Source organism: Pandoraea soli, assembly GCF_902459595.1.
In the GTDB taxonomy this organism is placed as follows: domain Bacteria; phylum Pseudomonadota; class Gammaproteobacteria; order Burkholderiales; family Burkholderiaceae; genus Pandoraea; species Pandoraea cepalis.
In genome coordinates, this window is sequence record NZ_CABPSG010000009.1 from 13244 (window position 1) to 30958 (window position 17715).

The following is a 17715-nucleotide window of genomic DNA, read 5'->3' on the forward strand; positions in this document are numbered from 1 at the left end:
TCGCCGAGGCGACGCCTAGCGCTGGTTGGCCGCCAATTCGTCGGCGTCGAGCCGGTACAGCACGTGACGGCGCATCCGGTGGCCGGGCGGAATGAGCGGATGCAGAAAGTCTTCGTCGGGGCAATGGTGCATGCCAATGCGCTCCATGACCGCGCGCGAGCGAACGTTCGCGGGGACGGTGAACGAGACCAGTCCGTCGAGGCCGAGCGTCTCAAACGCGAATTGCGCGGCAGCGAAGGCCGCCTCCGTCGCGTACCCTTTCGACCACCAGGCACGCGCCAGCCGCCAGCCGATCTCCACGGCCGGCGCGAAAGGGGCGTCGAAACCCACGCGCATCAGGCCGACGAATCCCGCAAACGGCGTCACGCCAGGAATTTCCAGCACCCAAGGGCCATAGCCATGCGTCTCGATATGCTGGGCCAGCCGGTGCGCGATGGCGTCGCTCTGGGTCCGGTCGAGTGTCGTCGGAAAGTGACGCATGACGTCTCGATCGGCATTGAGCGCGGCGAAAAGTGGCAAATCCTCTGGCCGCCACTGACGCAGGATCGTGCGCTCGGTCGTGAGCGCGCGCGCGGGGGTACCGAACGGCGAATGCGAATCCTCAGCCATTGTCGACGTGCTCATGCGCTCAAAATCCCGTTGAATTCGCCCGAATCCGAATGGCAAATCGCCGATTGTGACAATTCTGGATCGACTTAATTCGATCCGTGCGGACATTGTGTTCGTGCCCATCAATACTGCCATACGAACCGTGACGAGCGGTAGCGTTCGGCCCCGACGGTTCTATTTTACGAAAGCGCAACCGACTCGGGAAATGGCTTCGACGCATGCGGTTGAGGGCTACGATTCACAAATCGAGGGCGACAAATCGAGGGCGGCATGGATGGCGCGTCGGACGACGCCCGGCGAATCGCGAGGATCCGGTTGTCACTCGGTTTATCCGTAAATGACGGCGGTGGGATGCGAATATTCCGAATGAGTGAAGTCTTTCGGATCACGGAACGATCGGATAGCGATTGAATGTTTGGGGAGCATCTATCGCTTGAGGCATCGAGCGATAGATGCCGTCCGCGTCGCCGACTCCGAACGTTGCGAAGCCAAAAATACTTACCAAAACTTGCAGGAGAAAGGGTGAACTTATCGTGCCGCATCGCGTCCATCGCCCACTATGGCGGGAGTGCTTTTGGGATTGCGCGGCAATGGGGCACGCTAATGCGTCGATATCAGCGAGGTAATTTTGATGAGCCCCCCGGATTCACGCCCCGATTCTGTGCATTTTCGGAAGGATTGATCGGGCGATTCAAAGCGATTTTGGCATTCCAAGACTCATTCCCTGGAAATGCGGTTTTCAAATTATTAAAACTCGTGCTATTTTAAGTGGCGATCCATTTTAACAACCCAAGGACAGGCCAGATGGCAAGCTATAAAGAACTCGTCGCTCAGCGCGAAAAGATTGAAAAGCAAATCGAAGAGGCTAGGGCCCGTGAAGTGGCTCAGGTCATCGCTGAAGTCAAACAGAAGATTCAGGAATATGAACTGTCCGCCAAGGATCTGGGGCTTGCCGCAACCGACGGCCGTCGCCGTGCCGTGCGCACCCAGATTGCGCCGAAGTACATGAATCCGGCCACGGGCGAAACGTGGTCGGGCCGTGGCCGCGCCCCGAAGTGGGTCGGCAAGAACAAAGAGAAATTCCTGATCAAGTAATTCGTCGGCCCAACCTGGACCGGTACTGCCGGTCACGTGTCAGGATTTTCGAGGAACCACCATCGCTGCGCCGCCCTAACGTCTGCGGAGGCGAGCCTTGGCCGCCGTGCCCCTGTGCACGGTGGAGCAACCGTCGAGTCGTCGCACTGCCCCCAACCCGGATCGTCTGGCGGTGGCTTGATGTGATGCAGTGCCTTAAAAGCCAAAACCCGCCGTTCGTATACCGACGGCGGGTCTTGTCATGGTGCAAAGCGTGTGTTGAGCACGTCGTAGGCAGAGTCCGCCTATTCCGCGCCAGGATCTTCCGGCGGAAACATCAGCGTGACCTGCAAGCCGCCGGTGGGCCGATTGCTGAACGATACGCGTCCGCCCAGTTGCTGAGTGAGCTTATCGACAATGGCGAGACCGAGCCCGCAATGCGCATTGCCGCCGCGAGCCGGATCAAGCCGGACGAACGGCCGCACGATGCGATTGATGTCTTCATTGGCAATGCCAGGGCCGCTGTCCTCGATCACGAGACGCCATCCGCTGGCGTCGTGTGACGTGCGAATCGCGAGCGGCGCCTGTCCGTACGTCACCGCGTTATCGAGCAGGTTGTTCACGATGCGCTCGAGATAGGTCTGCCTGAGCTTGAAGCCCGGACCGGCCTGAAGATCCAGTTCGATGGCATAACCTTGATCGAGGAACGGAGCGACCAGTGCGGGAATGCGGGCTTCCACCGGCGACGTCGCACTTTCCATTTCGATGCCCCGGGCAAACAGCAGGAACTGATCGACGATGCGCGTCATCGATTCGGCGTCGCGTGTAATGCCCTCGCTCATCTGCGCGTCGTCGAGCATTTCGGCACGCAGGCGCAACCGTGCAAGTGGCGTTTTCAGATCGTGGGCAATGCCGGCAAGCATGGTGTTGCGCTCCCGGTCGGTTTGCACGATGTCGTGGCTCATGCGATTGAAGCGCTCGGTCAGTTGACGCAACTCCAACGGACCACGCTCCTTGACCTGGGTGCGAACACGATGGGTGGCGAGTTGCTCGGCGGCGGCGGCCATGTCCCGCACCGGCCGCTGCAACTGCCACGCCGCGAATAGCGCAAAGATGACGGTAATGCCGAGAACCGCGGCCAGGCCCGGCAAAATCATGGCCGTGCCCGGCGGGTTACGCACGGACAGCACCGGCGTGGCGATCCAGTAGTCGCGGCCCGGCAGGCGTGCCCAGATGCGAGGCGGTGGCGTGCGCTCCACGCGCAACTGTGTGCCGGCAGGCAGGCGCCGGGCGAGTTCGGTCGTCAGGCGGGCGGTCTTGCTGGCGGGCTCGAAGACGTCGCCATGCGCGAACGAGACCGGCACGACCTGCACGAGATCGGGCAACGTGAGCGTGGAGCTGCCGTCGTGCACTTCGGCCGCCGCCTTGATGATGAAGGCCATTTGCTCGGCGGCATTTTGCACGCGCGTCTCATCGTGATCGCTGCGCAGGATCGTGAGATACGAGAAATGGCTGATGACCAGCGCTGCGATGATGAGTAGCGCGAGCCGGCCAAACAGGGTGTCGAAACGGCCTTTCATGCAGGGCTCTGCCCGTGGGCTGGGGTAAACAGTATCGGCGGCATGCCGGAGTCCTTGTCAGACCGGGAGGTGACGTCGTCGCACAGGGCGACGTCGCAGCGTGGCGTCCGGCGCCGGGCCATCAACCGGTGGCCATGTCGGCGCGTTGACCGTCAGGAACGAAGATGTAACCGCGCCCGCGCACGGTCTGGATGAAGCGCGGGCTTTGCGCGTCTTCGTCGAGCAGACGGCGCAGGCGCCAGATCTGCACGTCGATGCCGCGATCGTTGACATCGCTGTCCGCGCCGTAGAGCAATTCGATGATGCGCTCGCGCGAGAGCACCTGCATGGCGTGGTTCACCAGCAGGCGCAACAAGCCGTATTCGCCATCCGAGAGCGTGAGCAACTGCGCATCGCGGGTGAGCGTGCGACTGCGGAAGTCGAGCACGAACGGGCCGAACGTGTAGTTCTCGCGTTGCTCGGGCACCGCGGCATCGGGCTGCTTGCGACGGCGCAACACGGCATTGATCCGGGCGAGCAGCTCGCGCGGGCTGAACGGCTTGCCGAGATAGTCGTCGGCACCGATTTCCAGCCCGACGATGCGGTCGATCTCGTCGCTGCGTGCGGTGAGCAGGATCACCGGCACATCGTCGTTGCGCGCGCGCAGGTCCCGCAGGGCGGTGAGGCCATCGACCTTGGGCATCATCAGGTCAAGCACGATCAGCGACGGACGCTCACGCTCCAGGCGTGCGGCCAATCCGTCGCCGTCATGCATCACGGCCACCGAGAAGCCGTGGCGGCTCAGATATTCGCGCAGCAGATCACGCAGATCGGGATCGTCGTCGACAACAAGAATCTTCATATTCGTTCGGACAGGGAGTGTTGTCATGATAGTGGCCTCCCCGCGCGGCTTGACGCGGGTATTGTTTCCAGACATTACAGCATTGGTCACCCGTAACGTTGCGTAATAATAGAGCCAGCGCCGGCGATACACGAAATTCGCCCCCATCGCATAAGGTTCGATCGAACCGGCGAGCCACCCTGTCAGTGGCCAGTTCCGCACACTCAGCCGTACGTCTCGCGCTGCGAGAGCGCTGCGACAAGGCAATGCAGCACATTGCCAACGCTGCCATGCGAACCATCGCGCGCGCGGACGGTCTTTCCTCTGCTGCGCCAAACGCGATTCCCCTTGAGGAAAGCGGGTGTAATCAGCCGTCCTATCGGGCTTTGACAACGGTCTGCTATGCTGATTGGCCGGATCTGGCGTGAGGCAAGGCCCCCGGGGCTTACGGACGTTTTGCTGCGCCGCGGCACCCGATCGCAAGACCGTCGTCCATACGGGACGAATCCACCTACTACTGCGCTGTAATGAGGAAGTCATGACCGAGCACGGTCCCCACGGTTCCGAACCACCGAACGGTTCTGATCGGCCCGCACCCGCCACCGCTGGCACGCAACGCGACACCGGGCCAGCCCCTGCGGCTTCGCGTACGCGCCGCTGGCTCGTGCCCGCCGTGATCGGGCTGATCGTCGTGGTCATCGCCGGGGGCGTTTACTACCGCCTGCATTCCCAAAGTGCGCAAGGCCCGGCTCAAGCGGGCGGGCGTCGCGGCGGTGCGCCGGGCGGCATGGCCGGCGCGGGTGCGCCCGCCACGCCGGTGACGGCGGTCGAGGCGAAGACGGGCGACCTGCCGGTCTTCCTCAACGGGCTGGGCACCGTCACGCCCACGCGCAGTGTGACCGTGCATTCGCGTGTCGACGGACAGCTCATGAAGGTGCACTTCAAGGAAGGCGACATCGTCAAGGAAGGCCAGTTGCTCGCCGAAATCGATCCGCGTGCCTTCCAGGTACAGGTCACCCAGATGGAGGGCCAACTCGCCCGCGACCAGGCGTTGCTCAAGAATGCGCAACTCGACCTCGCCCGTTACGAGACACTGCTCAAGCAGGATTCGATCGCCGCGCAGACGGTGGACACTCAGCGTGCGCTCGTCAAGCAGTACGAAGGAACCGTCAAATCCGACGAGGGGCAGCTCGGCAACGCCCGCCTGCAACTGAACTATGCCAGCGTGATCGCGCCGGTGTCGGGGCTCGCGGGGCTGCGCCAGGTCGATCCGGGCAACATCATTCACGCGTCGGACACCAACGGCATCGTCATCATCAACGAGGTGACGCCAATTACCGTCGTCTACACGATTCCCGAGGACAACCTGTCGAAGGTCCTCAAACGCTCGCGAGACGGGGAGACGCTGCCCGTCGAAGCGTTCGACCGTGCCGACAAGGTGAAGCTGGCCACTGGCAAGCTGGCCTCCATCGACAACCAGATCGACACGACAACCGGCACCGTCAAGCTCAAGGCGGAATTTGCCAATCGCGACGGCATGCTGTTCCCGAACCAGTTCGTCAACGTGAAGATGCTCGTCGACACGCTCAAGGGCGCAACGCTGATTCCGAGCGCGGCGGTGCAGCGCGGTACGCAGGGCAGTTTTGTGTACACGGTGCAGCCGGATCAGACGGTCAAGCTCAAGACCGTGAAGCTCGGACCGACCGACGGCACCCAAGTGGCGGTGGAGTCGGGCATCGCGCCGGGCGAGAAATTGGTGATCGACGGCATGGACAAGCTGCGCGACGGTGCCAAGGTGGAGGTGATCACGGCCGCGAGCCGCGCGGCGGCCGTTGCCCCGCCCGCGCCGGGGGACAAGCGCAACGGCGGTCATCGCCGTCCGGCGCAATAGGGCGGCCTTGCGTGACGTCGCACGATATCGCGTGCCCACGCCCCACCCATGCTCGGCCCACGGCCGCCAGAAACACCCTTCGACGTAGCCAATGAATCCGTCCCGCCCGTTTATTCTCCGACCGGTCGCCACCTCGTTACTGATGGTGGCGATCCTGCTTGCCGGTTTCGTCGCCTACCGTCTGCTGCCGCTCTCGGCATTGCCGGAAGTCGACTACCCCACCATTCAGGTGGTCACGCTCTATCCGGGCGCCAGCCCGGATGTGATGACCTCGTCGGTGACGGCCCCGCTGGAGCGTCAGTTCGGCCAGATGCCGGGCCTGAACCAGATGTCGTCGACCAGTTCGGGCGGCGCGTCGGTGATCACGTTGCAGTTCTCGCTCAATCTCGGGCTCGACGTTGCCGAGCAGGAAGTGCAGGCCGCGATCAACAGCGCCAGCAACTTGCTGCCCACCGATCTGCCGATGCCGCCGATCTACAGCAAGGTCAATCCGGCCGACACGCCGATCCTGACGCTGGCGATCATGTCGAAGACCCTGCCGCTGCCCAAGCTCGAAGACCTGGTCGACACACGTGTGGCGCAGAAGATCTCGCAACTGCCCGGCATCGGTCTGGTGAGCCTCTCGGGTGGCCAACGCCCGGCGGTGCGCATTCAGGTCAATCCCCGTGCGATTACGTCGTACGGGCTGAGTATCGAGGACGTTCGCACGTCCATCGCGGCGGCCAACGTCAACCAGGCGAAAGGCAGTTTCGACGGCCCGCTGCGTGCCTCGACCATCGACGCCAACGACCAGCTCGCGTCGGCCGACGAGTATCGCAATCTGGTCATCGCATACAAGAACGGCGGCCCGATCCGTCTTTCCGACATTGCCGACGTCATCGACGGCGCGGAGAACACCAAGCTTGCCGCGTGGGCCGACACTACGCCGGCCATCGTGCTCAACGTGCAGCGTCAGCCGGGCGCGAATGTGATCGAGACGGTCAACCGGGTCAAGGCGTTGCTGCCGCAGTTGCAGGCCTCGCTGCCCGGCAGCATCGACGTGAAGCTGCTGACCGACCGCACCACGACGATCCGCGCCTCGGTCTCCGACGTGCAGTTCGAACTCCTGCTCGCGGTGGCCCTGGTGGTCATGGTGATTTTCCTGTTCCTGCGTAACGTCTCGGCGACGATCATCCCGAGCGTGGCCGTGCCGCTCTCGCTCGTCGGCACGTTCGGTGTGATGTACCTCGCCGGCTTCTCGATCAACAACCTCACGCTCATGGCGCTCACCATTGCGACGGGCTTCGTGGTCGACGACGCCATCGTGATGATCGAGAACATCGCGCGTTACATGGAGCAGGGGGAAAAGCCGCTGCAGGCGGCGCTCAAGGGCGCGGAACAGATCGGCTTCACCATCATTTCGCTCACGTTCTCGCTGATCGCCGTGCTGATTCCGCTGCTGTTCATGGGCGACGTCGTCGGGCGCCTGTTTCGCGAGTTCGCGATCACGCTGGCGGTGTCGATCCTGATCTCGGCCGTGGTGTCGCTCACCCTTACGCCGATGATGTGCGCGAAGCTGCTGCGTCACGTGCCCGAGGAGAAGCAGGGCAAGTTCTACCGCAAGACCGGCGAGATGTTCGATCGGATCATCGCGAAGTACGGCGAGTGGCTCTCATGGGTGCTCGATCGTCAAACGGCCACGCTGCTCGTCGCGCTAGGCACGCTTGTGCTCACGGTATTGCTGTATCTGTGGGTGCCGAAGGGCTTCTTCCCGGTGCAGGACACGGGTGTGATCCAGGGGATTTCCGAAGCGCCGCAGTCGATCTCATTCGCGGCGATGGGCGAGCGCCAGCAGGCCTTGGTCGCCGCCGTGCTCAAGGACCCGGCCGTCGAATCGGTGTCGTCGTTCATTGGGGTGGATGGGGTGAACACCACGCTCAACAGCGGGCGTTTGCTCATCAATCTGAAAGACAAGGCCGTGCGCGGACTCGACGCTTCGGCCGTGATCCGCCGCATCCAGCCCGAGGTGGCGAACGTGCCCGGCATCGCGCTCTACATGCAGCCGGTGCAGGATCTGACCATCGAAGACCGCATCAGCCGAACGCAATATCAGTTCACGCTGCAGGATCCGAGTCTCGATACGCTCGGCATCTGGGTGCCGAAGCTCGTCGACAAGCTGCAACACGTACCGCAACTGGCCGACGTGACGAGCGACCTGCAAGTCAATGGCTTGCAGGCGTACGTGGACATCGATCGCGATACGGCGAGCCGCCTGGGCGTGACGCCGGCCGCCGTCGACCAGACGCTCTACAGCGCGTTCGGCCAGCGACTGATTTCGACGATCTACACGCAGGCGTCGCAGTACCGCGTGGTGCTCGAAGTGGGTAACGATTTCCAGCGCGGCCCCGACGCACTGAAGGGCATCTACGTTGCGTCGACCTCGGGGGTACAGGTGCCGCTCACATCGTTCGCGAAGATCGTGGAGAAGCCGACACCGCTGGCGATCAATCACCAGGCCCAGTTCCCGGCCGCCACCATCTCGTTCAACCTCGCCAAGGGCGCGTCGCTCGGCGACGCCGTGAAGGCGATTACCGCGGCCGAGGCGTCCATCGGCTTGCCGGTGAGCACGCAGACGACGTTCCAGGGCGCGGCGCAGGCGTTCCAGGCGTCGCTCTCGAACACGCTGTGGCTGATTCTCGCGGCGGTCGTGACGATGTACATCGTGCTGGGGGTGCTCTACGAGAGCTACATCCACCCGATCACGATCCTGTCGACGCTGCCGTCGGCCGGTGTCGGCGCGCTGCTCGCCCTGATGGTCTCGGGCAACGACATCAGCATCATCGCGATCATCGGCATCATCCTGCTGATCGGCATCGTGAAGAAGAACGCCATCATGATGATCGACTTCGCGCTCGAGGCGGAGCGCGAACGGGGCATGGCGCCGCGTGAGGCGATCTATCAGGCGTGTCTGCTGCGTTTTCGTCCGATCCTCATGACGACGATGGCCGCTGTGCTGGGGGCGCTGCCGCTCATGCTTGGCTCGGGCGTGGGGTCCGAGTTGCGCCAGCCGCTCGGGATCACCATGGTGGGCGGGCTGATGGTCAGTCAGGTGCTCACACTCTTTACCACGCCCGTGATCTACCTGTGGTTCGACCGCTTGGCCGCTCGGGCGCGCGCCTGGCGCGATCGGCGTTTCGGCACCTCGGGGCCGCCGGACGATCCGGGGCACGGCGATCATGGCACGCCGGGCGGCGGCAGTGACGGCCCGGCCACCACAGGCGGCCCAGCGCGATGAACCTGTCGGCTGTCTTCATCAAGCGCTCGGTCGCGACCGTTCTGCTCACCGTCGGGGTGACGCTGGCGGGCATCGTCGCGTTCGGGTTGCTGCCCGTCTCTCCGCTGCCGCAGGTCGATTTTCCGACGATCTCCGTCTCGGCGTCGCTACCCGGCGCGAGTCCCGAGACGATGGCCGCGAGCGTGGCCACGCCGCTGGAGCGCTCGCTCGGTCGGATTGCCGGGGTGACGGAGATGACGTCGAACAGCACACTGGGCTCGACCCGCATCACGCTGCAGTTCGATCTCTCGCGCGACATCAACGGCGCGGCGCGCGACGTACAGGCGGCGATCAACGCGGCGCGCAGCCTGCTGCCGTCGGGTCTGCCGAGCAACCCGACCTATCGCAAGGTGAATCCCGCGAGCGCGCCGGTGATGATTCTTGCGCTGACATCGGACAGCATGACGCGCGGGCAGATGTACGACTCCGCGTCGACCATCCTCGCGCAGAAGATCTCCCAGCTCGACGGCGTGGGCGATGTCACCGTGGGCGGCAGTTCGCTGCCGGCGGTGCGGGTCGAACTCAACCCAACGGCGCTCAACAAGTACCAGATCCCGCTCGAGACGGTGCGCACGACGATTCAGGCCGCCAACGCAAACCGGCCGAAGGGCGCGCTCGAAGAGGGCGATCAGCGCTGGCAGATTCTCGCCAACGATCAGGCGAAGACGGCCAAGGACTATCTGCCGGTCGTCGTCAGCTATCGGGACGGCCGTCCGGTGCGCCTGTCCGATGTCGCCGACGTGGTCGATTCGGTGCAGGACTTGCGCAACGCCGGTTCGGTCAATGGCAAGCCGTCGGTGGTGCTCATCATCACGACGCAGCCCGGCGCGAACATCATCAACACCGTCGACGGTATCAACAAGATTCTGCCGGTGCTGCGCGCCTCGATCCCGGCGGCCATCAATCTCGACGTGGCGATGGACCGCACGCCGACGATCCGGGCATCCCTCAAGGAAGTCGAGCGCACGCTGCTGATTTCGATTGCGCTCGTCATCATGGTGGTGTTCCTCTTCCTGCGGAACTGGCGCGCCACGCTTATTCCGAGCGTCGCGGTGCCCGTCTCGCTGATTGGCACATTCGGGGTCATGTACCTGTGCGGCTTCAGTCTCGACAACCTGTCGCTCATGGCGCTCACCATTGCGACGGGCTTCGTGGTCGACGACGCCATCGTGGTGCTCGAGAACATTTCCCGCCATATCGAAGACGGACTGAGTCCGTTCGCCGCCGCGCTCAAGGGCACGCGCGAAGTCGGCTTCACGGTGCTCTCGATGAGCATTTCGCTGGTGGCGGTTTTCATCCCGCTGCTGCTCATGGGCGGCATCGTGGGGCGCCTGTTCCGCGAGTTCGCCGTCACGCTCTCGGCCGCTATCCTGGTCTCGCTGGTCGTCTCGCTCACGGCAACGCCGATGATGTGCGCGCGTCTGCTCAAGGGTAAGCCTGCGCGGGGTGCCTCCGAGCCGCCGCCGCGCGCGTCCGTCTGGGCACGGATCGGCGGATGGACCGAGCGCATGTTCGACGGCATGCTGCGCGAATATGAACGCTCGCTCTCGTGGGCGTTGCGCCATGGGCCGCTCATGCTGGGGATTCTGTTTGCCACCATCTGCCTGAACGTCTGGCTTTACACCGTCGTGCCGAAGGGCTTTTTCCCGCAGCAGGACACGGGGCGGATGATCGGCTTCATTCAGGCCGATCAGGCGATCTCGTTCCAGGCGATGGAAAAGAAGCTGGCCGACTTCATCAAGATCGTGCAGGCCGATCCGGACGTGTCGACCGTCACGGGCTTTACCGGCGGATCGAACCGCAACGGCGGCTTGATGTTCGTCACGCTCAAGCCGCTGGGCGAGCGCAAAATCTCGGCCGATCAGGTGATTGCGCGATTGCGGGGCAAGCTGGCCAAGGAGCCTGGCGCAATGCTTTATCTGCAGTCCGTGCAGGACATTCGCGTAGGCGGGCGGGCGAGTAACGCGCAGTACCAGTACACGTTGCAGGCCGATGATCTGCAGCAATTGCGCGAGTGGGAGCCAAAGGTGCGCAATGCGCTCTCGCACCTGCCGAATCTCGTCGACGTCAACACGGACCAGCAGGACAAGGGCTTGCAGACGACACTCGACGTCGATCGCGATCAGGCGTCGCGCCTCGGTCTGACGATGAGCCAGATCGACAACGTGCTCAACGATGCGTTCGGGCAGCGGCAGGTCTCCACCATCTACAACCCGCTCAATCAGTACAAGGTCGTGATGGAAGTCGCGCCGCAATGGTGGCAAAGCCCCGAGTCGCTCAAGGACATCTACGTGGTGACCTCGGCGGGGGCCCAGGTGCCGCTCTCGGCATTCGCGCGGTATCGGCCGACGAACACGGCGCTGGGGGTCTCGCATCAGGGGCAGTTCGCGGCGAGCACGATTTCGTTCAACCTCCCGCCGGGGGTGTCGCTGTCGCAGGCGCAAGCCTCGGTCCAGGATGCCGTGGGCCGGCTGGGCATGCCCACGTCGGTGCACGGCAGCTTCCAGGGCACGGCGCAGGCGTTCCAGTCGGCCTTGTCGTCGCAGCCGATACTCATTCTGACTGCGCTGCTCACGGTATATATCGTGCTCGGCGTGCTCTACGAGAGCTACATCCATCCGCTCACCATTCTGTCGACGCTGCCGTCGGCGGGGGTCGGGGCGTTGCTCGCGTTGCTGCTCTTCAATACCGAGTTCAGCATCATCGCGCTGATCGGGGTGATTCTGTTGATCGGTATCGTGAAAAAGAACGCGATCATGATGATCGACTTCGCGCTCGATGCCGAACGGCGCCAGAACATGCCGCCGCGCGAGGCCATCTACCACGCGTGTGTGCTGCGCTTTCGCCCGATCATGATGACGACGATGGCCGCCATGCTCGGTGCGATTCCGCTCGCATTGGGTGCGGGCGACGGGGCGGAGCTGCGTCAGCCGCTGGGGATCTCCATCGTGGGCGGCCTGCTCGTGAGCCAGGTGCTCACGCTTTATACGACGCCGGTCGTGTACCTCTATCTCGATCGCTTGCGGCTGCGCTGGGCACGATGGCGTGCGCGTGGTCGAGGTGACCGGGGCGACGTTGGGGAGGTGGGGCATGGTTGATGCCGCTCATCGCTTGCGTTATGCGCGTCCGTGGGCGTCGCGTCACGAGGCGTCTTCTGAAACTTCTGTTCTGGCCGAAGGGCCGCTGTGTGCCATGTCCCGTAACCTGAATCGTCAAGTCGCCTCCGTTGGTTCTCATTCGCCCGCCGGCGCCGCTGTGGTTGCGCGGCAAGGGCGAGGCGCGACGACGTCGCCGCGCCTGCGTCGCGCCGCCACGTGGATTGCGGCAAGCGCCGTGCTGTGGCTCGCGGGCTGCGCGGTGGGGCCGGACTATGTGCGTCCGACCATCGACACGCCGGCAGCGTTCAAGGAGACCGGCGACTGGAAGCTCGCGGAGCCCAGCGACGCGGCGTCCAAGGGCGAGTGGTGGGCGATCTATCAGGACCCGGTGCTCGCCGACCTGATGGCGCAGGTCAACGTCGACAATCAGAACATCAAGGTTGCCGAGGCCAACTATCGGCAAGCACTGGCCGTGGCCTCGCAGGCGCGCTCTGCCTTCTTTCCGACAATCGGCGCCGACGCCGGACTCACGCGCGCCAGCTCGCGCGTGAGCAGCTCGGCGGTGAGCGGATCGGGCGCGGGCGGGATCTCGAACAGCTACAGCCTGTCGGGCACGGCGAGCTGGGAACCGGACATCTGGGGTAGCGTGCGCCGCTCGGTCGAGGCCGGCAACGCGAGCGCCGAGGCGAGCGCGGCGGATCTGGCCAATGCACGTCTGTCGGCGCAGGCGCTACTCGCGCAGAACTATTTCGACCTGCGGGTAACGGACGCGCAGAAGGCGCTGCTCGACCGTACGGTTGCCGCCTACGAGCAAACGCTCAAGCTCACGCAGAATCAATACGCCGTCGGTGTGGCGCAGCGCTCCGACGTGATTCAGGCGCAGACGCAATTGCAATCGGCGCAGGCCTCGGCGCTCGATATCGAGGTGACGCGCGCTCAACTGGAGCATGCGATCGCGCTGCTCGTCGGCAAGGCGCCGGCGGTGTTCTCGCTCGCGCCGACGCCGCTGCGCGCTGCCTTGCCGATGGCGCCGGTGAGCCTGCCGTCGACCTTGCTGGAACGGCGGCCCGATATTGCGGCGGCCGAACGCTCGGTGGCGGCGGCGAACGCGAAGATCGGCGTGGCCAAGGCGGCCTTCTTCCCGACGCTTTCGCTCTCGGCGACGGGCGGATTCCAAAGCAGCAGCTTCGCCGACTGGCTGACGCTGCCGAGCCGCTTCTGGTCGGTTGGCCCGGCGCTGGCGGCCACGCTCTTCGACGGCGGCCTGCGTCGCGCGCAGACCGACGCGGCCATCGCGGCGTACGACGCACAGGTCGCGACCTACCGTCAGACGGTGCTCACGGCGTTTCAGGCGGTCGAAGACAACCTCGCCGCGCTGAACTATCTGGGCCGCGAGGCTGCCGTGCAGAATCAGGCGGTGCAGTCGTCGCGCGAGGCGCTGCAACTCATCCTCAATCAGTACAAGGCGGGCACTGTCGGGTTCCAGAACGTGTTGACGGCGCAGACGACGGCGTACACCACGGAGCGTACGGCGCTGACGATTCTCGGCCGTCAGTTCACGGCCAACGTGCTGCTCGTGACCGCACTCGGCGGCGGCTGGCATGGATTGTCGTCCGCAGGCGACAGCCTTGGCGCACCGCAGGCAGTGAAAACCTCCGCCGGCGCCAGCCCTGCCGACGGCCGCGACGGGCAGAAGTAACGCGCCGTCCGAACCCCCTCGCCACGTGCCGGTCGAGTCGATCCTCGACCGGCACCCCCTCGGCATGTCTCCCTGCGCCAACTACGCATATTCCGACGCGCACAACGAGCCGATCACTAAATCGGGCGTTGGTGTTTAAGGTAATTCCGAACTTCGAGATTGGAATGTCGGAAGCGCTCGCCGCGAATCGTCCGAATACCGGTAACGCGAGTAGCACAGACTGCGTTGCCGGACGTCTGAGCAATTTCACCTCCGGGCGAGCCCCGTCAAGTAGTTAGGTCGCAGTACCCGCTCTATCGGGCAGCATGCGGGGCGCGCGCGCATTGACCACACCGCGTGGCAAGGCGGCCCGTGCGCATCGTGTATGTGACGTTTCCCAGCCGGTCGGGATGATCCCTTTTTGCCAGAATGGACTCGCTTCGCGGCAATGGCAGGCGCGAAGCACCGTACGTGTCGTGCGGCGATGACGGTACTGCCAGATGACGAATAAGGGGAGGAGGCAACGATGACGATCAATGTCGTGGTCGCGGACGACCATCCGATTGTGCGCTATGGAATACGACGTCTGCTCGAAGAGCGGGAAATGATTCATCTGGTCGGCGAGGCGGCCAATTCGTCAGAACTCGTGAATTTGCTGGCCAAGGCGCCATGCGACATTCTCGTGACCGATTTTTCAATGCCAGGGGGAAACTTCAAGGACGGACTGTTTCTGATCGGCTACGTGCGCCGGTATTTCCCGCACATCAAGATCATCGTCGTGACGATGCTGGAAAACCTGGCGATTCTTCGCGGCATGCTCAAGCTCGGCGTGCATTCGATTCTCTCCAAGCTCGACGAGCAGAGTTCGATTGCCGATATCGTGTGCGTGGTTGCGGACGGCAGCCGCTATATTCCGGCAGGACTGGCGACGCGGCTGCACGACTCGGTGGTCGACGATACCGAGATCGACGCGTCGAAGCTCTCGGGCCGCGAAGTGGAGGTGGTTCGGTTGTTCGTCTCTGGGCTCACCATCAGCGAAATCGCGTTCCAGCTCAGTCGCAGCGTCAAGACGGTCAGCTCGCAGAAGACCAACGCCATGCGCAAACTTGGGCTGGACCGCGACGTCGACCTGTATCACTACGCCACGCGCACGGGCATCGCGTGAGGGAACCGTTGCCCCCCGGGCGGGTGGCGGGGGCGAGGGGGCGACTGGGCGGTGGGGCAGCGATGCCCCGCGCGCAATCAGGCCGGCAGGCGAATGGCCCGCATATCGCGCAGGATCAACTCGCCCGCGCGGAGCATCTGTTTGAGCTGATGCACCACTTGCTTGATTTCCTGCACGTGGGCCTCCGGCGCGTCGGGTTGCTGCTCCTGGGCCACGACCAGTGCATCGAGGCGCCGCGTGTAGTCGCGCATCGCTTCGCTCGCGGCCTGCGCATCCGTCGGCACCGACGCGGCCGGGGCCGCCACGGCCTGCGAAAGCAGATCGCTGATCGCGGAGACGACCTGCGCCAGCTCGCCGCTCTTGTCCGCTGCAATCTGACGCGGTAGCAGGTCCGACATCCCCGTGATGTACGACGCCATTACATGGTTCTGCACCAGCAGATCGTTGAGCTCCCCGACCGAGACCTGTTTGGACTTGGGCTCGAGCATCATGCGCCTGAAGGCCGCGCCGAAATTTCCGAACGCGATGTGCATGTCCTTGCGCGCCATGCGGTAGGCGAGGTCGTCGCGCTTGCCGTCGCGGCCGGTGCACGATTCCAGGTACGTGCGCGTCGACTGCACCGCCTGCCGGATAAGCGGCCCCATCAGGCGGTATTCCCAGTACGGGAAAAGATACGAGCACACCAGCGCCACGGCGGAGCCGATCAGCGTGTCGATCGCGCGCTCGCCGATCACCGACAGCGACCCGGGGAGCAGGAAGTGGAACAGCAACAGCACATAGGACGACATGAACACGACCGACAGGCCGTAATTGAACAGCGACAGGCTGTTACCCATGACCATGCAGAAGAACATGAGGGCGAGCAGCACCCACGCCTTGTGCACGAAAGCCAGAATGACCAACACGCTTACGCATCCCACCAGCGTGCCGGTCAGACGCTGCGCGTTCTTTTGTTTGGTCAGGCTGAAGCCGGGCTTCAGAATCACGATGATCGTGAGCAACACCCAGTAACTATGTGCCTGCCCCGCGAGCAGCGACCAGTTCTCGCAAATGATCATTCCGGCCGTGATGGCGATCGTCACCCGCAAGGCATGGCGAAAGCTCGGTGAGGAAAAAGTCAGATTCTTCCAGAGCAATTTCGGAGAGTAGCTCTGTCGTGAGGTAAAGCGTACGAGCGCCTGATCGATCTGGACTTCGGTGGCCGTCCCCGCCGTGGCGAGATTCGTGTTGCGGTGCATGCGTTCCACGACACGCGTGCTGCTCCAGACACGGCGAAAGGTGCTCGTCAGCGCTTGATAGGCTTCGGGTGCGCGCTGCGGCAGCGACTGCTTGCGCATCAGTTCGATCTCGTACTCGATGGCCCGCAATTCCGCGCGCCAACTGCGCTGCGCTCGCGACGGTTCGTTGGTGGCGATGGCATAGCCGATGGCATCGACTTCATTGGCGATCTTTCGGATCATGTCGCGAAAGAACAGGAGCACGTCGTGGTCGGCGAACGCCCGGCGCAGCATCGGGTAGTCGGTGTGCACCGACACCACGACCTCATGCAGGTCGACGATGTTGATGAACAGGTTGAACAACATCGTGCGGCGCGGCTCCAGCGTGCCGGTGCGCAAGCGGGGCAGGTTGCGCAGAATGATCTCGCGCGCCGCCTGCTGCTTTTCCACGACGTTGACCTGCGCGGCGATCAGTCGCCGGTAGCATTCGTCGATATCGGTCGACGTGTCGTAGAAGGCCGCCTTGGCTTCCAGATACTGCGCCGTGACGAAGAAACACTCAGCCAGCGTCTGCTGTTCGATGCGAAACCACCAGACGCGGCAGACGACGAGGCTGAAGTAGGTGTACCAGAGGCCGCCGGCGAGCACGGCGCCGGCATCGAGCACGGCCTGATGCCGGGTGAGATCGCCCTCGACGTTGAGCACCATCATCATCAGGCAGGCGAAGCTCACGAGCGACGCGCGATAGCCATAGATCACGAGCATCGACAGACCGAACGTCAGGATCAGCGACGTGATCCAGAGCTGCCACGGCTGTGCGGCGGTGGCCATGCCGGTGATCAGTACCGTAAGGGCGCCGAGCAGTGTGCAACTGAGCAGTTCCGCGTGCTTGTGACGCAGCGGTCCGTTGATATCGACCACGCTCGCGCACAGCGCCCCCGAGGCGACCTCGATGCCGAGCAGGTGCTGGTCCATCCCCCAGAACAGCACGAGCGCCGGCAGCACGACCCCCAAGGCCTGGCGGGTGCCGGTGAAAAAGTAATGGCTGAAGAGGAACTTCTTGATATCGGTCTGGTAGTCCATGCGTCCGGTGCGAGGGTTCCGCAGCAAAGCTGGCCGCGCGGCGGGGGTAGGGCGCGGTGCAGACAGAGTCTAGCCGAAGCCCCGCGTGGCGCGAAGAGGGGATACTGCCGGTGACGCCCCCCGTGCCGACCGACGGGCAGCGACGTGCGATGCCGCCGACACTCATGACGGGGCAAGTTTTCGGATC

Annotated in this window: 10 protein-coding genes; 6 read left to right on the forward strand and 4 right to left on the reverse strand. The window is 63.9% G+C overall.

What is annotated here, in order from left to right; genetic code table 11:
• Positions 1 to 15 precede the first annotated feature (15 nt).
• Positions 16 to 624 carry a GNAT family N-acetyltransferase gene (locus PSO31014_RS15955; RefSeq protein ID WP_246176706.1) on the reverse strand — a complete coding sequence of 203 codons (609 nt, stop codon included), beginning with the start codon at positions 622 to 624 and terminating at the stop codon, positions 16 to 18.
• A gap of 789 nt (positions 625 to 1413) precedes the next feature.
• On the opposite strand from PSO31014_RS15955, the gene PSO31014_RS15960 reads away from it, so the two are divergent.
• Complete coding sequence (locus tag PSO31014_RS15960) at positions 1414 to 1704, forward strand: H-NS histone family protein (protein ID WP_150552513.1); 291 nt, start codon at positions 1414 to 1416, stop codon at positions 1702 to 1704.
• A 284-nt stretch (positions 1705 to 1988) separates the two neighbouring features.
• Here the strand turns inward: PSO31014_RS15960 and PSO31014_RS15965 are convergent, their stop codons facing one another.
• Both PSO31014_RS15965 and PSO31014_RS15970 read right to left on the reverse strand, forming a co-directional pair.
• The gene (locus PSO31014_RS15965) at positions 1989 to 3263 is read right to left on the reverse strand and encodes an ATP-binding protein (protein ID WP_150552514.1); all 1275 of its coding nucleotides are present in this window, start codon (positions 3261 to 3263) and stop codon (positions 1989 to 1991) included.
• A 121-nt stretch (positions 3264 to 3384) separates the two neighbouring features.
• Positions 3385 to 4104, reverse strand: a complete 720-nt coding sequence (locus tag PSO31014_RS15970) for a response regulator (RefSeq protein WP_017232825.1) — start codon at positions 4102 to 4104, stop codon at positions 3385 to 3387.
• A 517-nt stretch (positions 4105 to 4621) separates the two neighbouring features.
• Here PSO31014_RS15970 and PSO31014_RS15975 point away from each other — a divergent pair.
• From PSO31014_RS15975 to PSO31014_RS15995, 5 genes are all read left to right on the forward strand, one after another.
• Positions 4622 to 5974, forward strand: a complete 1353-nt coding sequence (locus PSO31014_RS15975) for an MdtA/MuxA family multidrug efflux RND transporter periplasmic adaptor subunit (RefSeq protein WP_246176708.1) — start codon at positions 4622 to 4624, stop codon at positions 5972 to 5974.
• 91 nt (positions 5975 to 6065) lie between these two features.
• Positions 6066 to 9248 (forward strand): MdtB/MuxB family multidrug efflux RND transporter permease subunit, encoded by a 3183-nt coding sequence (locus tag PSO31014_RS15980; RefSeq protein ID WP_150552515.1) that lies wholly within the window; start codon positions 6066 to 6068, stop codon positions 9246 to 9248.
• The gene (locus tag PSO31014_RS15985; RefSeq protein WP_150552516.1) at positions 9245 to 12385 is read left to right on the forward strand and encodes a multidrug efflux RND transporter permease subunit; all 3141 of its coding nucleotides are present in this window, start codon (positions 9245 to 9247) and stop codon (positions 12383 to 12385) included. Before PSO31014_RS15980 ends, PSO31014_RS15985 begins: the two co-directional genes overlap by 4 nt.
• Complete coding sequence (locus PSO31014_RS15990) at positions 12378 to 14084, forward strand: efflux transporter outer membrane subunit (RefSeq protein ID WP_246176710.1); 1707 nt, start codon at positions 12378 to 12380, stop codon at positions 14082 to 14084. Before PSO31014_RS15985 ends, PSO31014_RS15990 begins: the two co-directional genes overlap by 8 nt.
• Positions 14085 to 14589: 505 nt before the next feature.
• A complete protein-coding gene (locus tag PSO31014_RS15995) occupies positions 14590 to 15228 on the forward strand; it encodes a response regulator (RefSeq protein ID WP_150552517.1) in 639 nt (212 codons plus the stop codon).
• 77 nt (positions 15229 to 15305) lie between these two features.
• Here the strand turns inward: PSO31014_RS15995 and PSO31014_RS16000 are convergent, their stop codons facing one another.
• On the reverse strand, positions 15306 to 17528 hold the full coding sequence (locus tag PSO31014_RS16000) for an FUSC family protein (RefSeq protein ID WP_150552518.1): 2223 nt from the start codon (positions 17526 to 17528) through the stop codon (positions 15306 to 15308).
• Positions 17529 to 17715 lie beyond the last annotated feature (187 nt).

Bases quoted from the DNA above. Each gene is read 5' to 3' on its own strand.
- PSO31014_RS15965 (WP_150552514.1), bottom strand. From the start codon at position 3,263: ATGAAAGGCCGTTTCGACACCCTGTTTGGCCGGCTCGCGCTACTCATC.
- PSO31014_RS16000 (WP_150552518.1), bottom strand. From the start codon at position 17,528: ATGGACTACCAGACCGATATCAAGAAGTTCCTCTTCAGCCATTACTTT.
- PSO31014_RS15970 (WP_017232825.1), bottom strand. From the start codon at position 4,104: ATGAAGATTCTTGTTGTCGACGACGATCCCGATCTGCGTGATCTGCTG.
- PSO31014_RS15975 (WP_246176708.1), top strand. From the start codon at position 4,622: ATGACCGAGCACGGTCCCCACGGTTCCGAACCACCGAACGGTTCTGAT.
- PSO31014_RS15955 (WP_246176706.1), bottom strand. From the start codon at position 624: ATGAGCACGTCGACAATGGCTGAGGATTCGCATTCGCCGTTCGGTACC.
- PSO31014_RS15960 (WP_150552513.1), top strand. From the start codon at position 1,414: ATGGCAAGCTATAAAGAACTCGTCGCTCAGCGCGAAAAGATTGAAAAG.
- PSO31014_RS15980 (WP_150552515.1), top strand. From the start codon at position 6,066: ATGAATCCGTCCCGCCCGTTTATTCTCCGACCGGTCGCCACCTCGTTA.
- PSO31014_RS15990 (WP_246176710.1), top strand. From the start codon at position 12,378: ATGGTTGATGCCGCTCATCGCTTGCGTTATGCGCGTCCGTGGGCGTCG.
- PSO31014_RS15995 (WP_150552517.1), top strand. From the start codon at position 14,590: ATGACGATCAATGTCGTGGTCGCGGACGACCATCCGATTGTGCGCTAT.
- PSO31014_RS15985 (WP_150552516.1), top strand. From the start codon at position 9,245: ATGAACCTGTCGGCTGTCTTCATCAAGCGCTCGGTCGCGACCGTTCTG.